Here is a 16,781-nt window from a genome sequence, read left to right as displayed (position 1 = left end):
TTATGGCTGATAAAGATGAAAACAAAAAAGTAAAAACCGCGGTTGCGCTCGGCTACGATCCAAACGAAGACGGAGCTCCCGTTGTTATTGCTTCGGGAAAAGGAGCGCTTGCCGAGAAGATCATTGAACAGGCGCAGGAAAACAAGATTCCGGTGCATGAGGACAGCAAGCTTGCGGATACACTTTCAAAGCTTGAGATAGGAGAAATGATCCCTCCCGAGCTATATGAAGTTGTTGCCGAGATTCTTGTCTTTGTGGATGCCATGGATAAAATTAAAGCAAAAGACAAGTCACGAAGATAAAAATAGGTTATGATGAATAAAAGGAATTTGGGGACTTTTTATGAAGATATCGCTGCGGGATATATAAATAACCACGGCGGGAAAGTCATAAAGAGGAATTTCAGAACAAGGCAGGGCGAGATTGATATTATCGCAAGAGACGGCGATTACCTGTGCTTTGTCGAAGTAAAATACAGAAACGGAGAAAGTTTTGGAAATCCACTTGATTCTGTAGGTTATAATAAACAGAAAACCATCTGTAAAGTTTCGGAAGTTTATATCCGCGTAAACGGAGACGACTTTGATGCACCGATCAGATATGATGTGATTGCGGTGCAGTCTTGCGAAGACGGGATGGTTAAGGTAAAGTGGCTTAAAAATGCTTTTGAATACGTTTTATGATATAGGAAATGAGGAAATTGATGATTAGATATATTGACATAAAGAGATGCGGCAACGAAAAAACAATGGAACTTAGGGAAAAGAAAGGTGTGCATTATCTTGTTTTTCCAAAGATCGAAGAACTTGGGATCGTAGACCACCTGTTCAGTACAAGACTCGGAGGAGTTTCAAAGGGATGTTTTTCGGAAATGAATCTGAGTTATACGCGCGGAGATGAAAAAGAAGCCGTTGATGAAAATTACAGAAGAATATCCGATGTCCTCGGACACGGGAGAAAACTTGACGATTTCGTTTGCACCTTTCAGACGCATACAACGAACGTGATGAAAGTTACGGAAGAAGACAGGGGAAAGGGGCCTGCCAAACTTCGTGATTATACGGATATAGACGGGCTTATAACAAATATTCCGGGAATTATACTTTCAACTTTTCATGCAGATTGCCCGCCGGTATTTTTTATCGATACCAAAAAGAAGGCAATAGGACTTTCACATTCCGGATGGAAGGGAACAAAAGGCGAGATAGCGGCAAGAACCATTGAAGCTATGACAAAGGAATACGGAACGGAACCCAAAGACCTTATTTGCGCCGTAGGACCGTCCATTTGCGGCGAATGTTATGAGATTGGCGAGGATGTTGCCGAAGAATTTTCTGAGAATTATACGCAGGAAGAGCTTGAAAGAGAGAAGATACTTGTTCCTTATCCAAACGGGAAGTACAGGCTCTATCTGTGGAATGCGATTAAATATACGCTTATTAAGAGCGGCGTAAGAGCTGATAATATTCTTATCACCGATATATGCACGAGATGTAATCCGGATCTTTTGTTCTCGCATAGGGTTCATAAAGACAACAGAGGTAATCTGTGTGCGTTTTTGTCACTGAAGGATGAAGTAAAATAATTTATTGTGAGGTTATCATGGAAAATATTTTAGTTTGTGATGATGATAAAGAAATAGTTGATGCCATTGAGATTTATCTTGAGCAGGAGGGATTTAGGGTTTACAAGGCATATGACGGAATAGAAGCTGTTGAAGTGATGAAAAAGGCTGAGATTCAGCTTGCCATTGTTGATATTATGATGCCCAGGATGGATGGTATACATTTTGTAAAAGAGCTCAGAAAATTCAGTACGGTTCCTGTTATTTTTCTTTCTGCAAAGAGCGAAGATTCAGATAAGATACTGGGACTCAACATTGGCGCCGATGATTATGTATCCAAGCCTTTCAATCCGCTTGAGCTTGTTGCGAGAGTTAAGTCCAATCTTAGAAGATATGTATCTCTCGGACGCATGGTGGAAAAAGAAAATGTATATTCATCGGGCGGACTCGTTATCGACGATAATTCCAAGGAGTGTTTTGTTTACGGCGAGAGCATAAGACTTACACCCATTGAATATAATATCCTTGCTTTTCTTGTAAAGAATAAGGGAAAAGTATATTCAATCAACCAGATCTATGAGCAGATATGGCATGATTCCGCGGTTCGCGTAGATAATACCATCGCGGTTCATATAAGACATATTCGTGAAAAGATTGAGATCAATCCAAAAGATCCCAAGTTCCTTAAAGTTGTATGGGGAGTAGGATATAAGGTTGAGGATGACGTTGTATGAGAAAGAAAAGCTTTAAACATAGCGCGGTCATGCGCCTGATACAGCATATAATGGCTGCGTTTGCCGTATTTATCATCATCTATTCCGTAGTCGGAACGAGCGTTGTGATTAACAGTGCGGGAAAAGATGTATCTTATAACCTCTATGAGTCCGATAAAAGCAGAACTTATGAGGAATCATATCTTTTTAACAATATTCTCGGAAACAATATGTCAAATGTGTTCAGACTCGTTGCGGAAAGAACACAGCTTGAGACAAACGGACAATATAACGGCAAAAAAGTAATTGATGTTACGGCATATGCCAGCAAGGGAAGCGTTTTGCCGGGAGACTATATAACGGCAAATTATTATCTTGCGGATCTCCTTAACTGGGGAAAAAGCGGATTTGAATACAAGCCGCTTAAATTTACGGATGAGGACAGCGCCAAATTCTTAAATCCTGCGACGACATATACGCATCTTAAGAACAATGTCGTTTCGGGCGGTATGAATTCATACCTTAGTTCACAGCTTGACGATAACAGTTTCCTTTTTACGATTTCGGGTAATTCTGCGCCTGAGGGCGGAACTTATAACATACTTACACAGAGATATAAGACTATTGACGGCAAGAATATCGAGAATATTGTTTCGACGTGGGAAGATTACAATCTCCTTGCTTCATATGTGGAGGAGTCCGCAAATAATCTTGCGCTTAATTTTTCGGAGTATGGGAAGCTTATCAATTATTACAGCTTTCAGAATTCCAATCTTAGATATTACATCACCAGAATGATAAACGGAAAAACCGAAGTTTATACAAATGTTGATGAGCTGAAGAGTGAAACCGTGGGTGTTGATGTACTTGAGAAGTTCAAGAATTACGGAAGATATATTTATTATTGTCCTTATGAATTTCTGTATGAGACCAACACGCTTATCAATGAAAATACGGTCAGATCTGTCATAAACACATACGGATACGCATATCCCGATCAGATCAAGGTTTATATCGGAATAGATACAAAGGAATATCCGGCATCCGATGATTTTACCAAAGGAAAGGCAAGCTTTTCCAAGTACATGCCGTATCGTGGCCAAATCTATGTTGTATGCGCATTGGCAATTCTTTCGTATCTCATCATCTTTACGGTTTATATTGTAAAGATTCCTGCAAGAGAGCAGCTTGACTTGGGCAAAAAGAGGATCCCGACCGAGATGCTGATACTGATCGGTACTCTTGTGATGTCGATTCCGTTTATTATAGTCTACTCCGTGATGTCGGCGTGGGATATTACTTTTGACAGGATTTTCAGGCATGAGCTATTCCCACTTTACGGTGTCTTTTCAACCGTTGTTATCGACATAGGACTTCTTGCGCTTGTATACGGCCTTGTGCAAAAAGGAAAAGACAGGATCTTGTGGGAAGACAGTTTTTTGAAAAAAGTTATCGAAATATTTAGGGATATGATCCTAAATACCACAGATAACGCAAGTGTGATCATAAGAACATGGATTCCTTATATTGTATTTATAGGTCTCAATGTCCTTCTTTTTCATATAGGAGTTCTGGGCATTGTAATAGCAGCATTTTTTGATGTTCTCGTAGGACTTTATTTGTACAGGCAAAATGCTGACAGGCAAGGAATAATACATGTGATCGAGAATATTAAAAAGGGCGATGTGAGTGCAAAGGTAGACATAACGGATCTTCATGCCGACAATGTAAATCTTGCGGAAGCCGTTAATTCCATAGGAGAAGGAATTAAGATCGCAGTAAATACCAGTATGAAGGATGAGAAGCTGAAGGCGGATCTTATTACAAATGTCTCGCATGATATCAAGACGCCGCTTACTTCGATCATAAATTACGTCGACCTTATCAAGCGCGAAAATATAGATAACAAGAAGGTAAAAGAGTATGTTGAGGTGCTTGAGACCAAGTCGCAAAAGCTTAAACAGCTCACGGAAGATCTTGTTGAAGCATCCAAGATAAGTTCGGGAAATATAAGTATTCAGCTTGGAAACATTGATTTCGTGGAATTTATAAACCAGACTATCGGTGAGTTTTATGAGAAGTTTGAAACAAGTTCTCTTACGCCGATATTTAAGCACGAAGACCAAAGCATGTGCATAAATGCGGATGCAAGGCACCTTTGGAGGGTTATTGAGAACCTTCTTAACAATGTTTGCAAATACGCTCTTTCCGGAACAAGAGTATATATGGATATGGTTTATATCACGGAGAACGGCAAGAATAAAAAAGTTGAGTTCTCGATCAAAAACATTTCGGAATCGGAGCTTGATATCGGTGCCGATGAATTGACCGAAAGATTTATAAGAGGAGACGAATCAAGAACAACCGAAGGAAGCGGACTCGGACTTTCCATTGCAAAAAATCTTACCATAGCGCAAGGCGGAGAGTTCGACATAAGGCTTGACGGCGATCTCTTTAAAGTAGTTATTTTATTTGATTGTGTGGAACAGTAATAAAAAATAACCTCCGATTTATCAGGTAAAACTGAAGGATCGGAGGTTTTTTGATTTATTCTTTTGGATATTCAATCAGTCGAACAATTCTCCCGGAGTTTTGCATCCTGAATTGTATTTGCCGACAATTTCACGAATTTTTTCTGTAGGCATATTTACGCTTTGCATTGTCGCATCGTGATTTAAGAAATCAATGATGGTTGCAAGGAATTTGCCCATATCTGCAATGAAGATATACGGTCTTTTTGTAATTTCTTCATCCATGTAGGTAAGGTTTGTTGTGATGACAGCATCGAAGTATTTCTTTTCATATCCTTCGTCGAACTTATCCATTCCGTTTGTGAAAAGCCCGAAGGTAGTGCAGATAAATACTCGCTTTGCACCCATGTTCTTAAGCTGCTTTGCTGTATCAATCATACTTGATCCGGATGAGATCATGTCATCAATGATGATAACGTCTCTTCCAGAAATATCCGAACCCAGGAATTCGTGTGCAACGATGGGATTGCTTCCGTTTACTACGTGGGCATAGTCACGTCTCTTATAGAACATACCGGTATCTGCGCCGATTACGTTTGCAAAATATACGGCTCTGTCAAGAGCTCCTTCATCAGGGCTGATAACGGTAAGGTGGTCTTTATCTACGATAAGATCGTCAATGTGTGAGAGCAGTGCTTTCATAAACTGATATGAAGCAAGGAAGTTATCGAAACCACCGAGAGGCTTTGAGTTTGAGATTCTCGGATCGTGAGCATCAAAAGTGATAAAGTTTGAAATGCCCATATCATACAGCTCTTTAAACATCTGAGCCGCATCGAGAGATTCCATGCCGTTTCTCTTATGCTGTCTTCCTTCATATAAGAAGGGCATGATAACATTGATTCTCTTTGCCTTACCTGTAAGGGCGCCGATTACTCTCTTAAGATCCTGATAGTGATCGTCGGGAGATTTGTGGTTTATGTAGTTATACATTTTATAGGTAATGCTGTAGTTACATACATCAGTAAGAATATATACGTCGTTTCCACGAACGCTTTCATTGATGGCAGCCTTCGCTTCGCCGCTTCCGAAACGGTTGAGACAGTAGTCAATCTTGTAACTGTCCTTAACGTAGCCGTGAAAGGCGGGATCGTTCTCAGGCATTTTATAAAGATTGTGGCGAAACTCCGAGATATAACGATCTACGCTGTCACCCAGCTCTTTTGCCGAGTCCATAACAATTAAATTAAGCGGAGCTACCGGAATAGAAGTTTCCAGTTTAGAAAAATCTGGCATATTTGTTCCTTTCTTCGGAATATGAAGTTTATATTTTATGAAGCATTTAACTTCCTATATTGTTTTATCATTATGATTACTGACAAGTCAAGGAATTTCATATATAATACATTATCGGAGGATTTCGTTACCGCACATGTGTAGGCGTAAGCGGTAACGCCGATCCTGCAGAATATGAGGTTATTTTTTGATGGTTTCAAAGAAGGGGCACCTTATCGGCAGAGTCGATGAGGGCAGTATTGCCGAAGAACTGAATATTGAGCCGGGCGACACACTGCTTAAGATTAACGATCAGGATATTCAGGATATATTTGATTATCAGTATCTTGTGCAGGATGAACATCTCGAAGTTCTTATCAGGAAAAGTGATGGTGAGGAGTGGATTCTTGACATCGACAAGGAGTTTGATGAGGATCTCGGAATAGAGTTTGACAACGGACTCATGGATAACTACAGGTCTTGTAGCAATAAGTGTATCTTTTGCTTTATAGACCAGATGCCGAAGGGCATGCGCGATACTTTGTACTTTAAAGATGATGATTCCAGACTTTCTTTTTTGCAGGGTAATTATGTCACACTGACCAATATGTCCGATGCGGATATCGACAGAATCCTGAAGTATCATCTTTCACCTATCAATGTTTCATTTCAGACGACCAATCCTGAACTCAGATGCAAAATGCTTGGAAACAGATTTGCCGGCGAGGCTCTTAAAAAGGTGGACAGACTATGTGCACCGGGAACGGGAATTGAGCTTAACGGCCAGATCGTTTTGTGCAAGGGAGTAAATGACGGAGTCGAACTTGAGAGATCGATCTCCGATCTTACCAAGTACATCCCGAATCTGCAGAGCGTATCGGTTGTTCCCGTTGGGCTTTCCAAATACAGGGACGGGCTGTATCCGCTTGAGCCTTTTGAGTACGAGGATGCGTGTGCTGTCATAGATCTGATAGAAAAATGGCAGAAAAAAGTGTATGATGAGCACGGCATTCATTTCATCCATGCAAGTGACGAATGGTATTTCCTTGCGGGAAGAGAGTTTCCCGAGGCCGAGCGCTATGACGGATATATTCAGTATGAGAACGGCGTAGGCATGATGAGACTTCTTCTGGATGAATACGGAGAGGCGCTTTACGCACTTACAACCGGCCATGCAGATGAGCTTAATTCCATAAAAAGAGAAATCTCACTTGCAACGGGAAGACTTGTTTATCCATGCATACAGCAGATTGCTGAAAGAGCGATGGGAGTTTGCCCCGGGCTTAAGGTTCACGTATATGAGATAGTCAATGAGTTTTTTGGCGAAAGGATCACTGTTTCGGGACTTCTTACCGGACAGGATATTATAAAGCAGCTTAAAGGCAGGAAACTTGGAACAACGCTTTACCTTCCCGAGAATCTGCTTAGAAGCGGCGAAGATTATCTCCTTGATGATGTTAAGATAGGAGATATAGAAAAAGAGCTTGATATAAAGATTGGAATATCAAAGTGCGACGGTCATGAACTTGCGGCAGTACTATTCGGTGTTCCGGTCGATAATACATATTAAAAAGGAAAATACATGAGCAGAAAAAATATAGTAGCGGTGGTCGGAAGACCAAATGTCGGAAAATCAACACTCTTTAATGCTCTTGCGGGAAGCAGGATTGCCATAGTGCAGGACACTCCCGGTGTTACAAGAGACAGAATTTACCAGGATGTAGAGTGGCTTAATCATAGCTTTACTCTTATCGATACAGGTGGTATCGAGCCTGATTCAAAGGATATTATTCTCTCACAGATGAGAGAACAGGCACAGATAGCCATAGATACTGCAGATGTTATTTTATTTATGGTTGATGTAAAGCAGGGACTTACCGATTCTGATTCCAAAGTGGCTGATATGCTGAGAAGGTCGGGAAAGCCTGTTGTTTTGTGTGTAAATAAGGTTGACAGTTACAGCAGGGATTCACTTGATGTATACGAGTTTTACAATCTCGGAATAGGTGAGCCTTTCCCGATTTCTGCTGTCAATAAACTTGGTATAGGCGATCTTCTCGAGGAAGTCGTAAGTCACTTCAGCAAAGATTCAACAAATGATGAGGAAGATGATACAACGAAGATTGCAATTATCGGTAAGCCCAACGTAGGTAAGTCATCTATTATCAATAAGCTTATCGGCGAGAACAGACTTATTGTCTCCGATATTGCGGGAACAACAAGAGATGCGATAGATACAGATGTGAAATATAACGGCAAGAAGTACACATTCATTGATACGGCCGGACTTCGCAGAAAGAGTAAGGTCAAGGACGAACTTGAGCATTACATGATCGTCAGAACAGTCGGAGCCGTTGAGAGAGCCGATGTAGCTATTCTTGTTATCAACGCCGAGGACGGTGTTACCGAACAGGATGCGAAGATCGCCGGAATAGCTCATGAGAGTGGAAAAGCTGTTATCATTGCTGTAAATAAATGGGATCTTATCGAAAAGGACAATCATTCGGTTAAGGAATTTACCAAGAATATCAGAAATACTCTGGCATTTATGAATTATGCGGAGATTATCTTTATTTCTGCGCAAACAGGCCAGAGACTTGTTAAACTCTATGAGATGATTGATATTGTAAGTGAGAATCACGCTCTAAGAGTTTCTACGGGTGTTCTCAACGAGATCATGACTCAGGCAGTTGTAATGCAGCAGCCACCGAGTGACAAAGGTAAGATATTAAAGCTTTACTACATCACTCAGGCTTCGGTTAAACCGCCGACTTTCGTTATCTTCGTAAATGACAAGAAGCTTATGCATTTTAGTTATACGAGATATATAGAGAATCAGATCAGAGAAGCATTCGGATTTAAGGGTACGCCCCTTAGATTTATTATAAGAGAGAGAAAAGAGGATAAGTAACATGGAAAGAGTAGTTTGTTTGATTGTGGGATATGTATTCGGCCTGTTTCAGACAGCAGTTTTATACGGGAAAATGAAGGGGGTTGACATCAGAAATGTCGGAAGTAAAAACGCCGGAACAACAAACACACTCAGAGTTATGGGAGCTAAGGCAGGACTTGTAGTTTTGCTCGGAGATATGTTCAAATGTATCTTTGCCATAATCCTTACTTATTTCCTTTTTGGCAGAAGCAATCCGGATCGCAGATATTTTTATATGATCTATACAGCTGCAGGTGCCGTACTTGGTCACGATTTCCCGTTCTTCCTTAAATTCAAGGGCGGAAAGGGAATCGCCTGCACAGCCGGATATATCATTTCCATGGGATGGAAGTTCGTTCTTGTAGGATTGATAGCTTTTTTTGGTCCTTTCAATGTCACACATTTTGTATCACTCAGCAGTCTTTGCCTTTATACATGCTTTTTGATCCAGTATGTGATCTTTGGACAGCTTGGATTTTTGGGCAACCTTCCGCAGAGCGAGCTCAATGAAATGTATGTTATAGTTGCGCTTCTTACCGCGCTTGCTTTTTATCAGCACAGAGGCAATATCAAGAAGCTTATTTCAGGTACAGAGAGAAAGACTTATATTTCAAAGAAGAATAAAGTCGACTGATCAGGAGGATAAATTTTTTGGGTATACAAGTTGGTGTAATTGGTGCAGGAAGCTGGGGTATCGCGCTTTCTTATGTATTGGCAGGTAACGGACACGATGTTACCGTCTGGTCCAGAAGCGATTCGTCAGTGGCGAAGCTTAGGGAATATCACGGAAACGAGGAGAAACTTCCCGGCGTAAAGCTTCCGGAATCGGTTAAATACACATCAAATATTGAAGAAGCCGTAAAGGATAAAGATATTATCGTTGTTGTTGTCCCTTCGGCTCATATGCGTGAAACAATAAGGCTTATGAAGCCTTTCATTAACGAGACTGAGGAGCACAGACAGATCATTGTTAATTGCAGTAAGGGAATCGAAGAAGATTCACTCATGGTTATGTCTGATGTTATTCTTGATGAAATTCCCGGATGCAATGTATGTGTTCTTTCCGGCCCTTCCCATGCTGAAGAAGTTGGAAAAGGTATGCCTACTACACTTGTAGTCGGTGCTTTTGAAAAAGAGATTGCGAAATATATACAGAATATATTCATGAATTCTTTTCTCAGAGTATATATCAGTCCCGATATGCTTGGAATCGAGATCGGTGCGGCACTTAAAAATGTCGTTGCGCTTGCTGCGGGAATTGCTGACGGCTATGGCTGTGGTGACAATGCGAAGGCTGCGCTTATCACAAGAGGAATTGCCGAAATCTCCAGACTTGGAATGGCAATGGGCGGTAAATTCGAGACTTTTGCAGGTCTTTCCGGAATCGGCGATCTTATCGTAACCTGTGCATCGATGCATTCACGTAACAGACGCGCCGGTATTCTTATCGGTCAGGGAAAAACATATAAAGAAGCCATGGATGAAGTAAACATGGTTGTTGAAGGCGTTTACAGCGCCAGAGCAGCACTTAAGCTTGCTGAAAAGTATGAAGTTGAGATGCCTATAATCACGGCGGTTAATGAGATATTATTTGACGGAAAATCTCTTCAGGAGGCTGTAAAAGACCTTATGATGAGAGATAAGAAGACAGAAAACAATATGCTGGAATGGTGAATGGCTTTTTGTTTAAAAAGTATTTGACATAATATCATTATGCTACTAAAATTTCATATTATACAAAAAAGGCAATGATCGGAATAAGTAGTGATTACAGGCTGACAACAGAGAATAGCCGGTTGGTGAGAGGCGTATGTTAAGAGTGATCGTGAATACCTCCGTGAGCTGCGAGGCGGAAATTATAGTAGGCTTCGACGGGACTGACCGTTATATCGGAAGAGTATCGTTTCGCTTTATGTGAGACCGTACTTGCTGAGGTATGTAGTGTGAGCTGCATGCGAATGAAGGTGGTAACACGATTATTTCGTCCTTCGCAATCAGAGATGTGATTGTGAAGGGCGTTTTTCTTTTGAGATACTTCGCAATCGGAAAATACAGGAGGGAAAAATGAAGATTTATGAAGAATTGCAGGCCAGAGGCCTCATTGCTCAGACTACTGACGAAGAGAAAATCAGAGATCTTGTAAACGAAGGAAAGGCAACTTTTTACATCGGCTTTGACTGTACGGCTGATTCACTTACAGCAGGTCACTTCATGGCGCTTACACTTATGAAGAGGCTTCAGATGGCAGGAAACAAGCCTATTGCCCTTATCGGCGGCGGTACAACAATGATCGGCGATCCTTCGGGAAGAACCGATATGCGTAAGATGCTTACAAGAGAAGATATCGATCACAATGCAGCCTGCTTCAAGAAACAGATGGAGAAATTCATTGAGTTTGGTGAAGGTAAGGCAATGATGGTAAATAACGCCGATTGGCTTCTTAACCTTAACTATGTTGAACTTCTTCGTGAGGTTGGTGCATGCTTTTCTGTAAACAACATGCTCAGAGCCGAGTGCTACAAGCAGCGTATGGAAAAGGGACTTTCATTCCTTGAGTTTAACTACATGATCATGCAGTCATACGATTTCTACTACATGTTCCAGAAGTACAACTGTAATCTCGAGTTTGGCGGAGACGATCAGTGGAGTAACATGCTTGGCGGAACAGAGCTTATCAGAAGAAAGCTCGGTGAAGATGCGCATGCTATGACAATTACTCTTCTTACAGACTCTCAGGGTAAGAAGATGGGTAAGACAGCAGGAAATGCCGTATGGCTCGATCCCAAGAAGACATCTCCTTACGATTTCTACCAGTATTGGAGAAATGTAGCTGATGCTGATGTAGATAAGTGCATAAAGATGCTTACATTTATTCCTATTGAAGAAATCCTTGAGATGGAAAAATGGGATCCTTCAAGAGTCAATGAGAAGAAGGAAATTCTTGCATTTGAGCTTACATCTCTTGTACATGGCAAGGAAGAAGCTCAGAAAGCTCAGGATGCTGCAAGGGCACTCTTTGCAGGCGGCGGAAATATGGATAATGTTCCGGCTGTTGCACTTAAAGAAGAGGACTTCAGAGACGGTGTTGTTGATATCCTTCAGGTTCTTGTATCTGCAGGCCTTTGCAATACAAGAAGCGAAGCAAGACGAGCAGTTGAGCAGGGCGGTGTAACTGTAGCAGATGCAAAGGTTACAGATGTAAAGACTACTTACAATAAAGATTTCTTTGCCGACGGAGTGATGGTAAAGAAAGGCAAGAAGTCATTTAAGAAAGTTACTGCATAATATAATTGAAGAGCTTGTGAAAAAAAGGAAAAATATTTTTCATAGGCTCTTTATTCTTGTATCAAGTAAATTACTTAAAAATTATACGAAAGAGGTACATATGAAGCCTTTAGTTATAACAATATTAGCCATTGTGCTTATGCTGACGGGATGTGGAAAGATTGATGAAGAGAAGGCAAATGTATCTGATGGTGCGTCTGTTGCAGATATATCTGTTGCGAATATGTCTATTGCTGATGATGCCGGTACGGAAGCTTCAGATAATGAAAATGAGGCAGCATCTTTTATCTCACACGAGCGTTTTCAGAAGGCAAAAGAGGATAAAAGCGGAAATTATACAGCTTTTTTGAATAATGAAAAGAAAGCAAAAGTTGATTGTGATGATTATGTATTCGAGAGTGAAGAAAAAAAGGAATACGATTTTGAGGAGTTGAAAGAGCTTGCATCGGATAGCACCAGTCTTCGTGAGAATCCATGTGATTCTGACTATAGATATATAGACTGTGGGTGTGACGGCGAAAAAGAATTGTTGATATGGGTAAGCAAAAGTGAGTATGGTTTTGGGTTTGTTTTAAAAGATGAAGGTGGCGAACTTTATATTCGATATGTTTCTGAATCCGGTGAGAAATTCTATGAAGAAATATGTGAAGACGGTTATGTCAGTGGCTTTGGAAAAGCCGGAGCATCTCTTGCCATATATGATTATGGCTATCTTGATAAAGATGCGAGATATCATCTTTTTTATACTTGTCAATATTATCTGGCGCTTGATTTGGTAATGGCAGGCATAGAGGATGAGGATGTGCTCAATAATAATCAACTTCTTGTTTATAGTTTTGGTACGTATGGTGATGCTAAGAGTGAAGACTCTATGTGTACAGATGAGGGCTTCGTTGATACATGGATAAAAAAATCGTTTATTGATGACGGTTATAAGTTCTATTCAAAAAAAGAACTCAAAGAACGTATGCTAAAAAGAGCAGATGAGATTGGTCTCAGTAAGCTAGATATAGATGAATGGAAAGAAGATATCAGCAGGGAGTTTGATGATGAAGAAAAATAAGTTGAAATAATATGTATAATTATTAATTAAAATGTATAAAAGCGTTAATTATAGGCTGTTGCGCAAACATTGCGCAACAGCCTATGTTTTTGCGTAAATATATTTATAATTTATACAATTTATTGTTGATTTAGGGTGAATGGTGTGATAACATGTTATTACTTTGTTGTTAAATAATTAAAATTATTGTAATAATAGAAATGAAGAAAGAGAGATTATATGTTATTGAAAGGGAGGAGTTTTTAAATGGCAAAGACAAGAGAGTGGTTATTTAATACGTCTACCGGTATGCCGGTCAGGATTACATTAAATAAAAACAGATTAGTGTCTGTTAACGGTAGTCCTGAAACTAAGGTGATGGCGCTTAAAGCACCTGAAAGCAATTTTGCTGAGAGAGTATTCGATATTCCTTTAGGCAATGGGGAAATTGCAAAGCTTTGTGTTAGAAATAAGCAGGTTCTTGTTTATAACGGAAGAAATGTTGAAACAGGTGAGGAATACAAAACAATCAAGTTACCGAATTGGATATATGTTTTTGTAGCATTATATGTAGTGAATTTCTTTTTGATCCTTGGTGGTGCTTTGGGAGGGGCAACATCAGCGATCGGTGCATATGCGTCAGCCAATATATCAGCTGATGACAAGAGACCTACTTTGACAAAAGTTCTTTTCTGTATAGGATTGTATGTTGTGATAACGGCAGTGTCTTTGCTTCTGGCTATTGCAGCCAGAGCTGCACTCAAACTCTGATTTATTGAAAACATACCGTATCGATGTTGACAAATCGATACGGTTATTTTATATTAAACATATGAACAGTTATTCATATGTTTATATGAAAGGAAAGTATATGGCTATAAACGATGTAGAACACTGCGAAGTACATATTGTTCACAAAGAGCTTGTGGACAGGATAGGCAATGAAATGCCTTCTGACGATGAGCTGTATGATCTGGCGGAGCTCTTTAAGGTGTTTGGAGATTCAACGAGGATCAAGATTCTTTTTGCTCTGTTCGAATCGGAGATGTGCGTATGTGATATAGCTGAGACGCTTAATATGACTCAGTCGGCAATATCGCATCAGCTCAAGATCCTTAAGCAGAGTAAGCTCGTCGGAAACAGGCGCGAAGGCAAATCAATCATTTATTATCTGGCTGATGACCATGTGAGAACAATTATCGATCAGGGAATAAACCATATAAGTGAGTGATTGTCGAATATAATAAAAAACAGAAATATGATGTATGTAAAGAAAGGGTATTTATTATGAAGAAGACATTTAAGTGTGAAGTTGATTGTGCAAACTGTGCTGCAAAGATGGAGGAAGCAGTTAAGAAAATCGAGGGCGTTGTAAATGCAAGAGTTAATTTTATGACTCAGAAGTTTGTCCTTGAGGCTGCCGATGATATTTTTGACGATGTTTTTGAGAAGGCAGTGAAGGCATGCAAGAAGGTTGAACCTGACTGCGAGATTGAAGGGGCTTAAGTTTCTCCCCGGAAAAAATGTGTATTATGGATTTTAGTTTTTCCTAAGAAAGATGTGGTGTTATGACCGGGAAACAAAAGAAAACCAGAAACAGAATACTTATTGTACTCGTAATATTTACAGTATTACTTGTCCTTGAAAAAACGGGACTTCTTGATAAACTTCCGCTTGTCGTGAAGTTTGCTATATTCCTTGTCCCTTATATTATGATCGGATATGACGTAATAAAGAAAGCTGTGATAAATATAAGGCACGGACAGGTCTTTGATGAGAATTTCCTTATGATGATCGCAACTTTCGGAGCATTTGGAATCGGTGAATATCCCGAAGCTGTTGCGGTAATGCTCTTTTATCAGATAGGAGAGTTGTTTCAGAGTTATGCTGTCGGCAAATCGCGTCAATCTATCACAGAAATGATGAGCATTGCACCTGAGATAGCCAATATTGTAGGTGAGAACGGCGAAGTTACGGAAGTCGATCCTGAGGAAGTAAGTATCGGTGATATCTTACTTGTCAGAGCGGGCGAGAAGATTCCTGTAGACGGAGTTGTCGTTGAAGGTGAATCCTTTATCGATACGGCGGCACTTACAGGCGAGTCTGTTCCGAGAAGAGTTGTCAAAGATTCCGATGTTATAAGCGGATGCGTAAACGGTGAGGGAATCTTGAAGATCAGAGCTGTCAAAGCTTACGAAGATTCAACCGTTTCAAGGATTTTGGAACTCGTGGAAAATGCAAGCGACAAGAAGTCACGCATGGAGAATTTTATTACAAGATTTGCGAAATACTATACTCCGGTTGTTACAATAGGAGCGCTTCTTCTTGCGGTGATCCCACCTGTTTTGGGACAGCTTTCTTTTGCTGACAGTATAAAGAGAGCCTGTATTTTCCTTATTGTGTCCTGTCCATGTGCACTCGTGATATCCGTTCCACTCGGATTTTTCGGCGGAATAGGAGCTTCTTCAAGGATTGGAGTCCTTGTAAAAGGAAGCAACTTCCTTGAAGCTGCTGCAGGTATTAAGACTGTTGTTTTTGACAAGACGGGTACGCTTACAAAAGGCGAATTCAGAGTTACAGATGTTGTTCCTTCCGAAAATTCAGGGATTTCAAGAGATGAACTTTTGGAGATGGCTGCAACGGGTGAAGCTTTTTCGAATCATCCGATAGCCAGATCGGTGTTTGCGGCTTTCCTTGAAGAAACGGGCAAAAAAGATGTGGACAGAAATGCCATAAGTGAAGCCGATACGAAAGAAATCTCAGGAAGAGGCATAGAGACCGTATATAACGGAATGAAGCTTTTTCTTGGAAACGCAAAGCTCATGAATGAGAACGGCATCAGCTCTTTTGCTGAAGCGGGATCTGCGTCGGGAACAATTGTATATGCGGGTTATAACGGAGAATATAAGGGATATATTGTCATATCCGATGTTATAAAAGACAGTGCCAAAAGAGCTATCGACGGAATCAGGAAAGTCGGTGTTTCAAAGACTGTCATGCTTACCGGAGACAGGAAGGATGTTGCGGAAGATGTTGGAAGAAATCTTGGCATAGATGAAGTAATATCGCAGCTTCTGCCTGCCGATAAGGTGGAACAGGTTGAAAAAATGCTTTCATCAGAGGATAATGATAGTAAGCTTGCGTTTGTAGGCGACGGAATTAACGACGCTCCCGTTCTTATGAGAGCGGATGTCGGAATAGCGATGGGTTCACTTGGAAGTGATGCGGCTATAGAGGCTGCAGATATCGTCATTATGGATGATGATATAAACAAGATACCTTCGGTTATCGGAATCGCCCGCAAGACTATCAGGATCGTGAAAGAAAATATTGTATTTGCGCTTTCTGTAAAGGTCATTATTTTGATCTTGGGTGCGCTTGGACTTACAACAATGTGGCTTGCTGTATTCGGCGATGTCGGAGTTGCAGTAATAGCTATATTAAACTCCATGAGAGCACTTAAAACAGATAAGATATAATATTTTTTATTCCATAAGAT

The 16,781-nt window shown here is 40.5% G+C and carries 16 protein-coding genes and 1 other annotated feature; of the genes, 15 read left to right on the top strand and 1 reads right to left on the bottom strand.

All coding sequences use genetic code 11. The annotated features are described in order from the left end of the window. Positions 1-2 precede the first annotated feature (2 nt). From BLP87_RS09700 to BLP87_RS09680, 5 genes are read left to right on the top strand one after another with little or no spacing between them, the layout of a single operon-like run. Entirely contained in the window at positions 3-302 is a 300-nt protein-coding gene (locus tag BLP87_RS09700; RefSeq protein WP_074462530.1) for an EscU/YscU/HrcU family type III secretion system export apparatus switch protein, read from the top strand. A 9-nt stretch (positions 303-311) separates the two neighbouring features. Next, a complete protein-coding gene (locus BLP87_RS09695; RefSeq protein WP_083334556.1) occupies positions 312-683 on the top strand; it encodes a YraN family protein in 372 nt (123 codons plus the stop codon). A 20-nt stretch (positions 684-703) separates the two neighbouring features. After that, on the top strand, positions 704-1,585 hold the full coding sequence (gene pgeF, locus BLP87_RS09690; RefSeq protein ID WP_074462529.1) for a peptidoglycan editing factor PgeF: 882 nt from the start codon (positions 704-706) through the stop codon (positions 1,583-1,585). Positions 1,586-1,602: 17 nt separating this feature from the next. Continuing rightward, positions 1,603-2,298, top strand: a complete 696-nt coding sequence (locus BLP87_RS09685; RefSeq protein WP_083334555.1) for a response regulator transcription factor — start codon at positions 1,603-1,605, stop codon at positions 2,296-2,298. Then, a complete protein-coding gene (locus BLP87_RS09680; RefSeq protein WP_074462527.1) occupies positions 2,295-4,769 on the top strand; it encodes a sensor histidine kinase in 2,475 nt (824 codons plus the stop codon). The genes BLP87_RS09685 and BLP87_RS09680 overlap by 4 nt, the downstream gene beginning before the upstream one ends. A 75-nt stretch (positions 4,770-4,844) precedes the next feature. On the opposite strand, the gene BLP87_RS09675 is transcribed toward BLP87_RS09680, so the two are convergent. Then, positions 4,845-6,044 carry a ribose-phosphate pyrophosphokinase gene (locus BLP87_RS09675; protein ID WP_074462526.1) on the bottom strand — a complete coding sequence of 400 codons (1,200 nt, stop codon included), beginning with the start codon at positions 6,042-6,044 and terminating at the stop codon, positions 4,845-4,847. 190 nt (positions 6,045-6,234) lie between these two features. Here BLP87_RS09675 and BLP87_RS09670 point away from each other — a divergent pair, with 190 nt between their 5' ends. The 10 genes from BLP87_RS09670 to BLP87_RS09625 all read left to right on the top strand — a co-directional run bounded on the left by BLP87_RS09670 (position 6,235) and on the right by BLP87_RS09625 (position 16,761). Then, positions 6,235-7,593: a DUF512 domain-containing protein gene (locus BLP87_RS09670; protein WP_074462525.1), complete on the top strand. Its 1,359-nt coding sequence runs from the start codon at positions 6,235-6,237 to the stop codon at positions 7,591-7,593. A gap of 12 nt (positions 7,594-7,605) precedes the next feature. After that, positions 7,606-8,934 carry a ribosome biogenesis GTPase Der gene (gene der, locus BLP87_RS09665; protein ID WP_074462524.1) on the top strand — a complete coding sequence of 443 codons (1,329 nt, stop codon included), beginning with the start codon at positions 7,606-7,608 and terminating at the stop codon, positions 8,932-8,934. A gap of 1 nt (position 8,935) precedes the next feature. After that, positions 8,936-9,589, top strand: a complete 654-nt coding sequence (plsY, locus tag BLP87_RS09660; RefSeq protein ID WP_026512893.1) for a glycerol-3-phosphate 1-O-acyltransferase PlsY — start codon at positions 8,936-8,938, stop codon at positions 9,587-9,589. Between the two features lie 17 nt (positions 9,590-9,606). Beyond that, positions 9,607-10,629 (top strand): NAD(P)H-dependent glycerol-3-phosphate dehydrogenase, encoded by a 1,023-nt coding sequence (locus tag BLP87_RS09655; protein WP_143002126.1) that lies wholly within the window; start codon positions 9,607-9,609, stop codon positions 10,627-10,629. 65 nt (positions 10,630-10,694) lie between these two features. Beyond that, positions 10,695-10,947 (top strand) — a binding site (T-box leader). 72 nt (positions 10,948-11,019) lie between these two features. Then, complete coding sequence (tyrS, locus tag BLP87_RS09650; protein WP_026666730.1) at positions 11,020-12,240, top strand: tyrosine--tRNA ligase; 1,221 nt, start codon at positions 11,020-11,022, stop codon at positions 12,238-12,240. 100 nt (positions 12,241-12,340) lie between these two features. Continuing rightward, entirely contained in the window at positions 12,341-13,303 is a 963-nt protein-coding gene (locus BLP87_RS09645) for a hypothetical protein (RefSeq protein WP_074462523.1), read from the top strand. 246 nt (positions 13,304-13,549) lie between these two features. Next, positions 13,550-14,053: a hypothetical protein gene (locus tag BLP87_RS09640; protein ID WP_074462522.1), complete on the top strand. Its 504-nt coding sequence runs from the start codon at positions 13,550-13,552 to the stop codon at positions 14,051-14,053. Between the two features lie 100 nt (positions 14,054-14,153). Then, entirely contained in the window at positions 14,154-14,513 is a 360-nt protein-coding gene (locus BLP87_RS09635) for an ArsR/SmtB family transcription factor (protein ID WP_074462521.1), read from the top strand. A gap of 56 nt (positions 14,514-14,569) precedes the next feature. Continuing rightward, positions 14,570-14,788 carry a cation transporter gene (locus BLP87_RS09630; RefSeq protein WP_074462621.1) on the top strand — a complete coding sequence of 73 codons (219 nt, stop codon included), beginning with the start codon at positions 14,570-14,572 and terminating at the stop codon, positions 14,786-14,788. Positions 14,789-14,850: 62 nt separating this feature from the next. Next, positions 14,851-16,761, top strand: a complete 1,911-nt coding sequence (locus BLP87_RS09625) for a heavy metal translocating P-type ATPase (RefSeq protein ID WP_074462520.1) — start codon at positions 14,851-14,853, stop codon at positions 16,759-16,761. The last annotated feature ends 20 nt before the right edge of the window (positions 16,762-16,781 follow it).

This window comes from Butyrivibrio hungatei, from assembly GCF_900101605.1.
In the GTDB taxonomy this organism is placed as follows: Bacteria; Bacillota; Clostridia; order Lachnospirales; family Lachnospiraceae; genus Butyrivibrio; species Butyrivibrio hungatei_B.
Note: the sequence above shows the minus strand (reverse complement) of the source record. Positions and strands in the feature narration are given on the sequence as shown.

Coding starts and splice junctions, on each gene's coding strand:
- BLP87_RS09640 (WP_074462522.1), top strand. CDS start 13,550: ATGGCAAAGACAAGAGAGTGGTTATTTAATACGTCTACCGGTATGCCG.
- BLP87_RS09680 (WP_074462527.1), top strand. CDS start 2,295: ATGAGAAAGAAAAGCTTTAAACATAGCGCGGTCATGCGCCTGATACAG.
- BLP87_RS09670 (WP_074462525.1), top strand. CDS start 6,235: ATGGTTTCAAAGAAGGGGCACCTTATCGGCAGAGTCGATGAGGGCAGT.
- BLP87_RS09695 (WP_083334556.1), top strand. CDS start 312: ATGATGAATAAAAGGAATTTGGGGACTTTTTATGAAGATATCGCTGCG.
- BLP87_RS09675 (WP_074462526.1), bottom strand. CDS start 6,044: ATGCCAGATTTTTCTAAACTGGAAACTTCTATTCCGGTAGCTCCGCTT.
- BLP87_RS09630 (WP_074462621.1), top strand. CDS start 14,570: ATGAAGAAGACATTTAAGTGTGAAGTTGATTGTGCAAACTGTGCTGCA.
- BLP87_RS09700 (WP_074462530.1), top strand. CDS start 3: ATGGCTGATAAAGATGAAAACAAAAAAGTAAAAACCGCGGTTGCGCTC.
- BLP87_RS09645 (WP_074462523.1), top strand. CDS start 12,341: ATGAAGCCTTTAGTTATAACAATATTAGCCATTGTGCTTATGCTGACG.
- BLP87_RS09685 (WP_083334555.1), top strand. CDS start 1,603: ATGGAAAATATTTTAGTTTGTGATGATGATAAAGAAATAGTTGATGCC.
- tyrS (WP_026666730.1), top strand. CDS start 11,020: ATGAAGATTTATGAAGAATTGCAGGCCAGAGGCCTCATTGCTCAGACT.
- pgeF (WP_074462529.1), top strand. CDS start 704: ATGATTAGATATATTGACATAAAGAGATGCGGCAACGAAAAAACAATG.
- BLP87_RS09635 (WP_074462521.1), top strand. CDS start 14,154: ATGGCTATAAACGATGTAGAACACTGCGAAGTACATATTGTTCACAAA.
- plsY (WP_026512893.1), top strand. CDS start 8,936: ATGGAAAGAGTAGTTTGTTTGATTGTGGGATATGTATTCGGCCTGTTT.
- BLP87_RS09625 (WP_074462520.1), top strand. CDS start 14,851: ATGACCGGGAAACAAAAGAAAACCAGAAACAGAATACTTATTGTACTC.
- der (WP_074462524.1), top strand. CDS start 7,606: ATGAGCAGAAAAAATATAGTAGCGGTGGTCGGAAGACCAAATGTCGGA.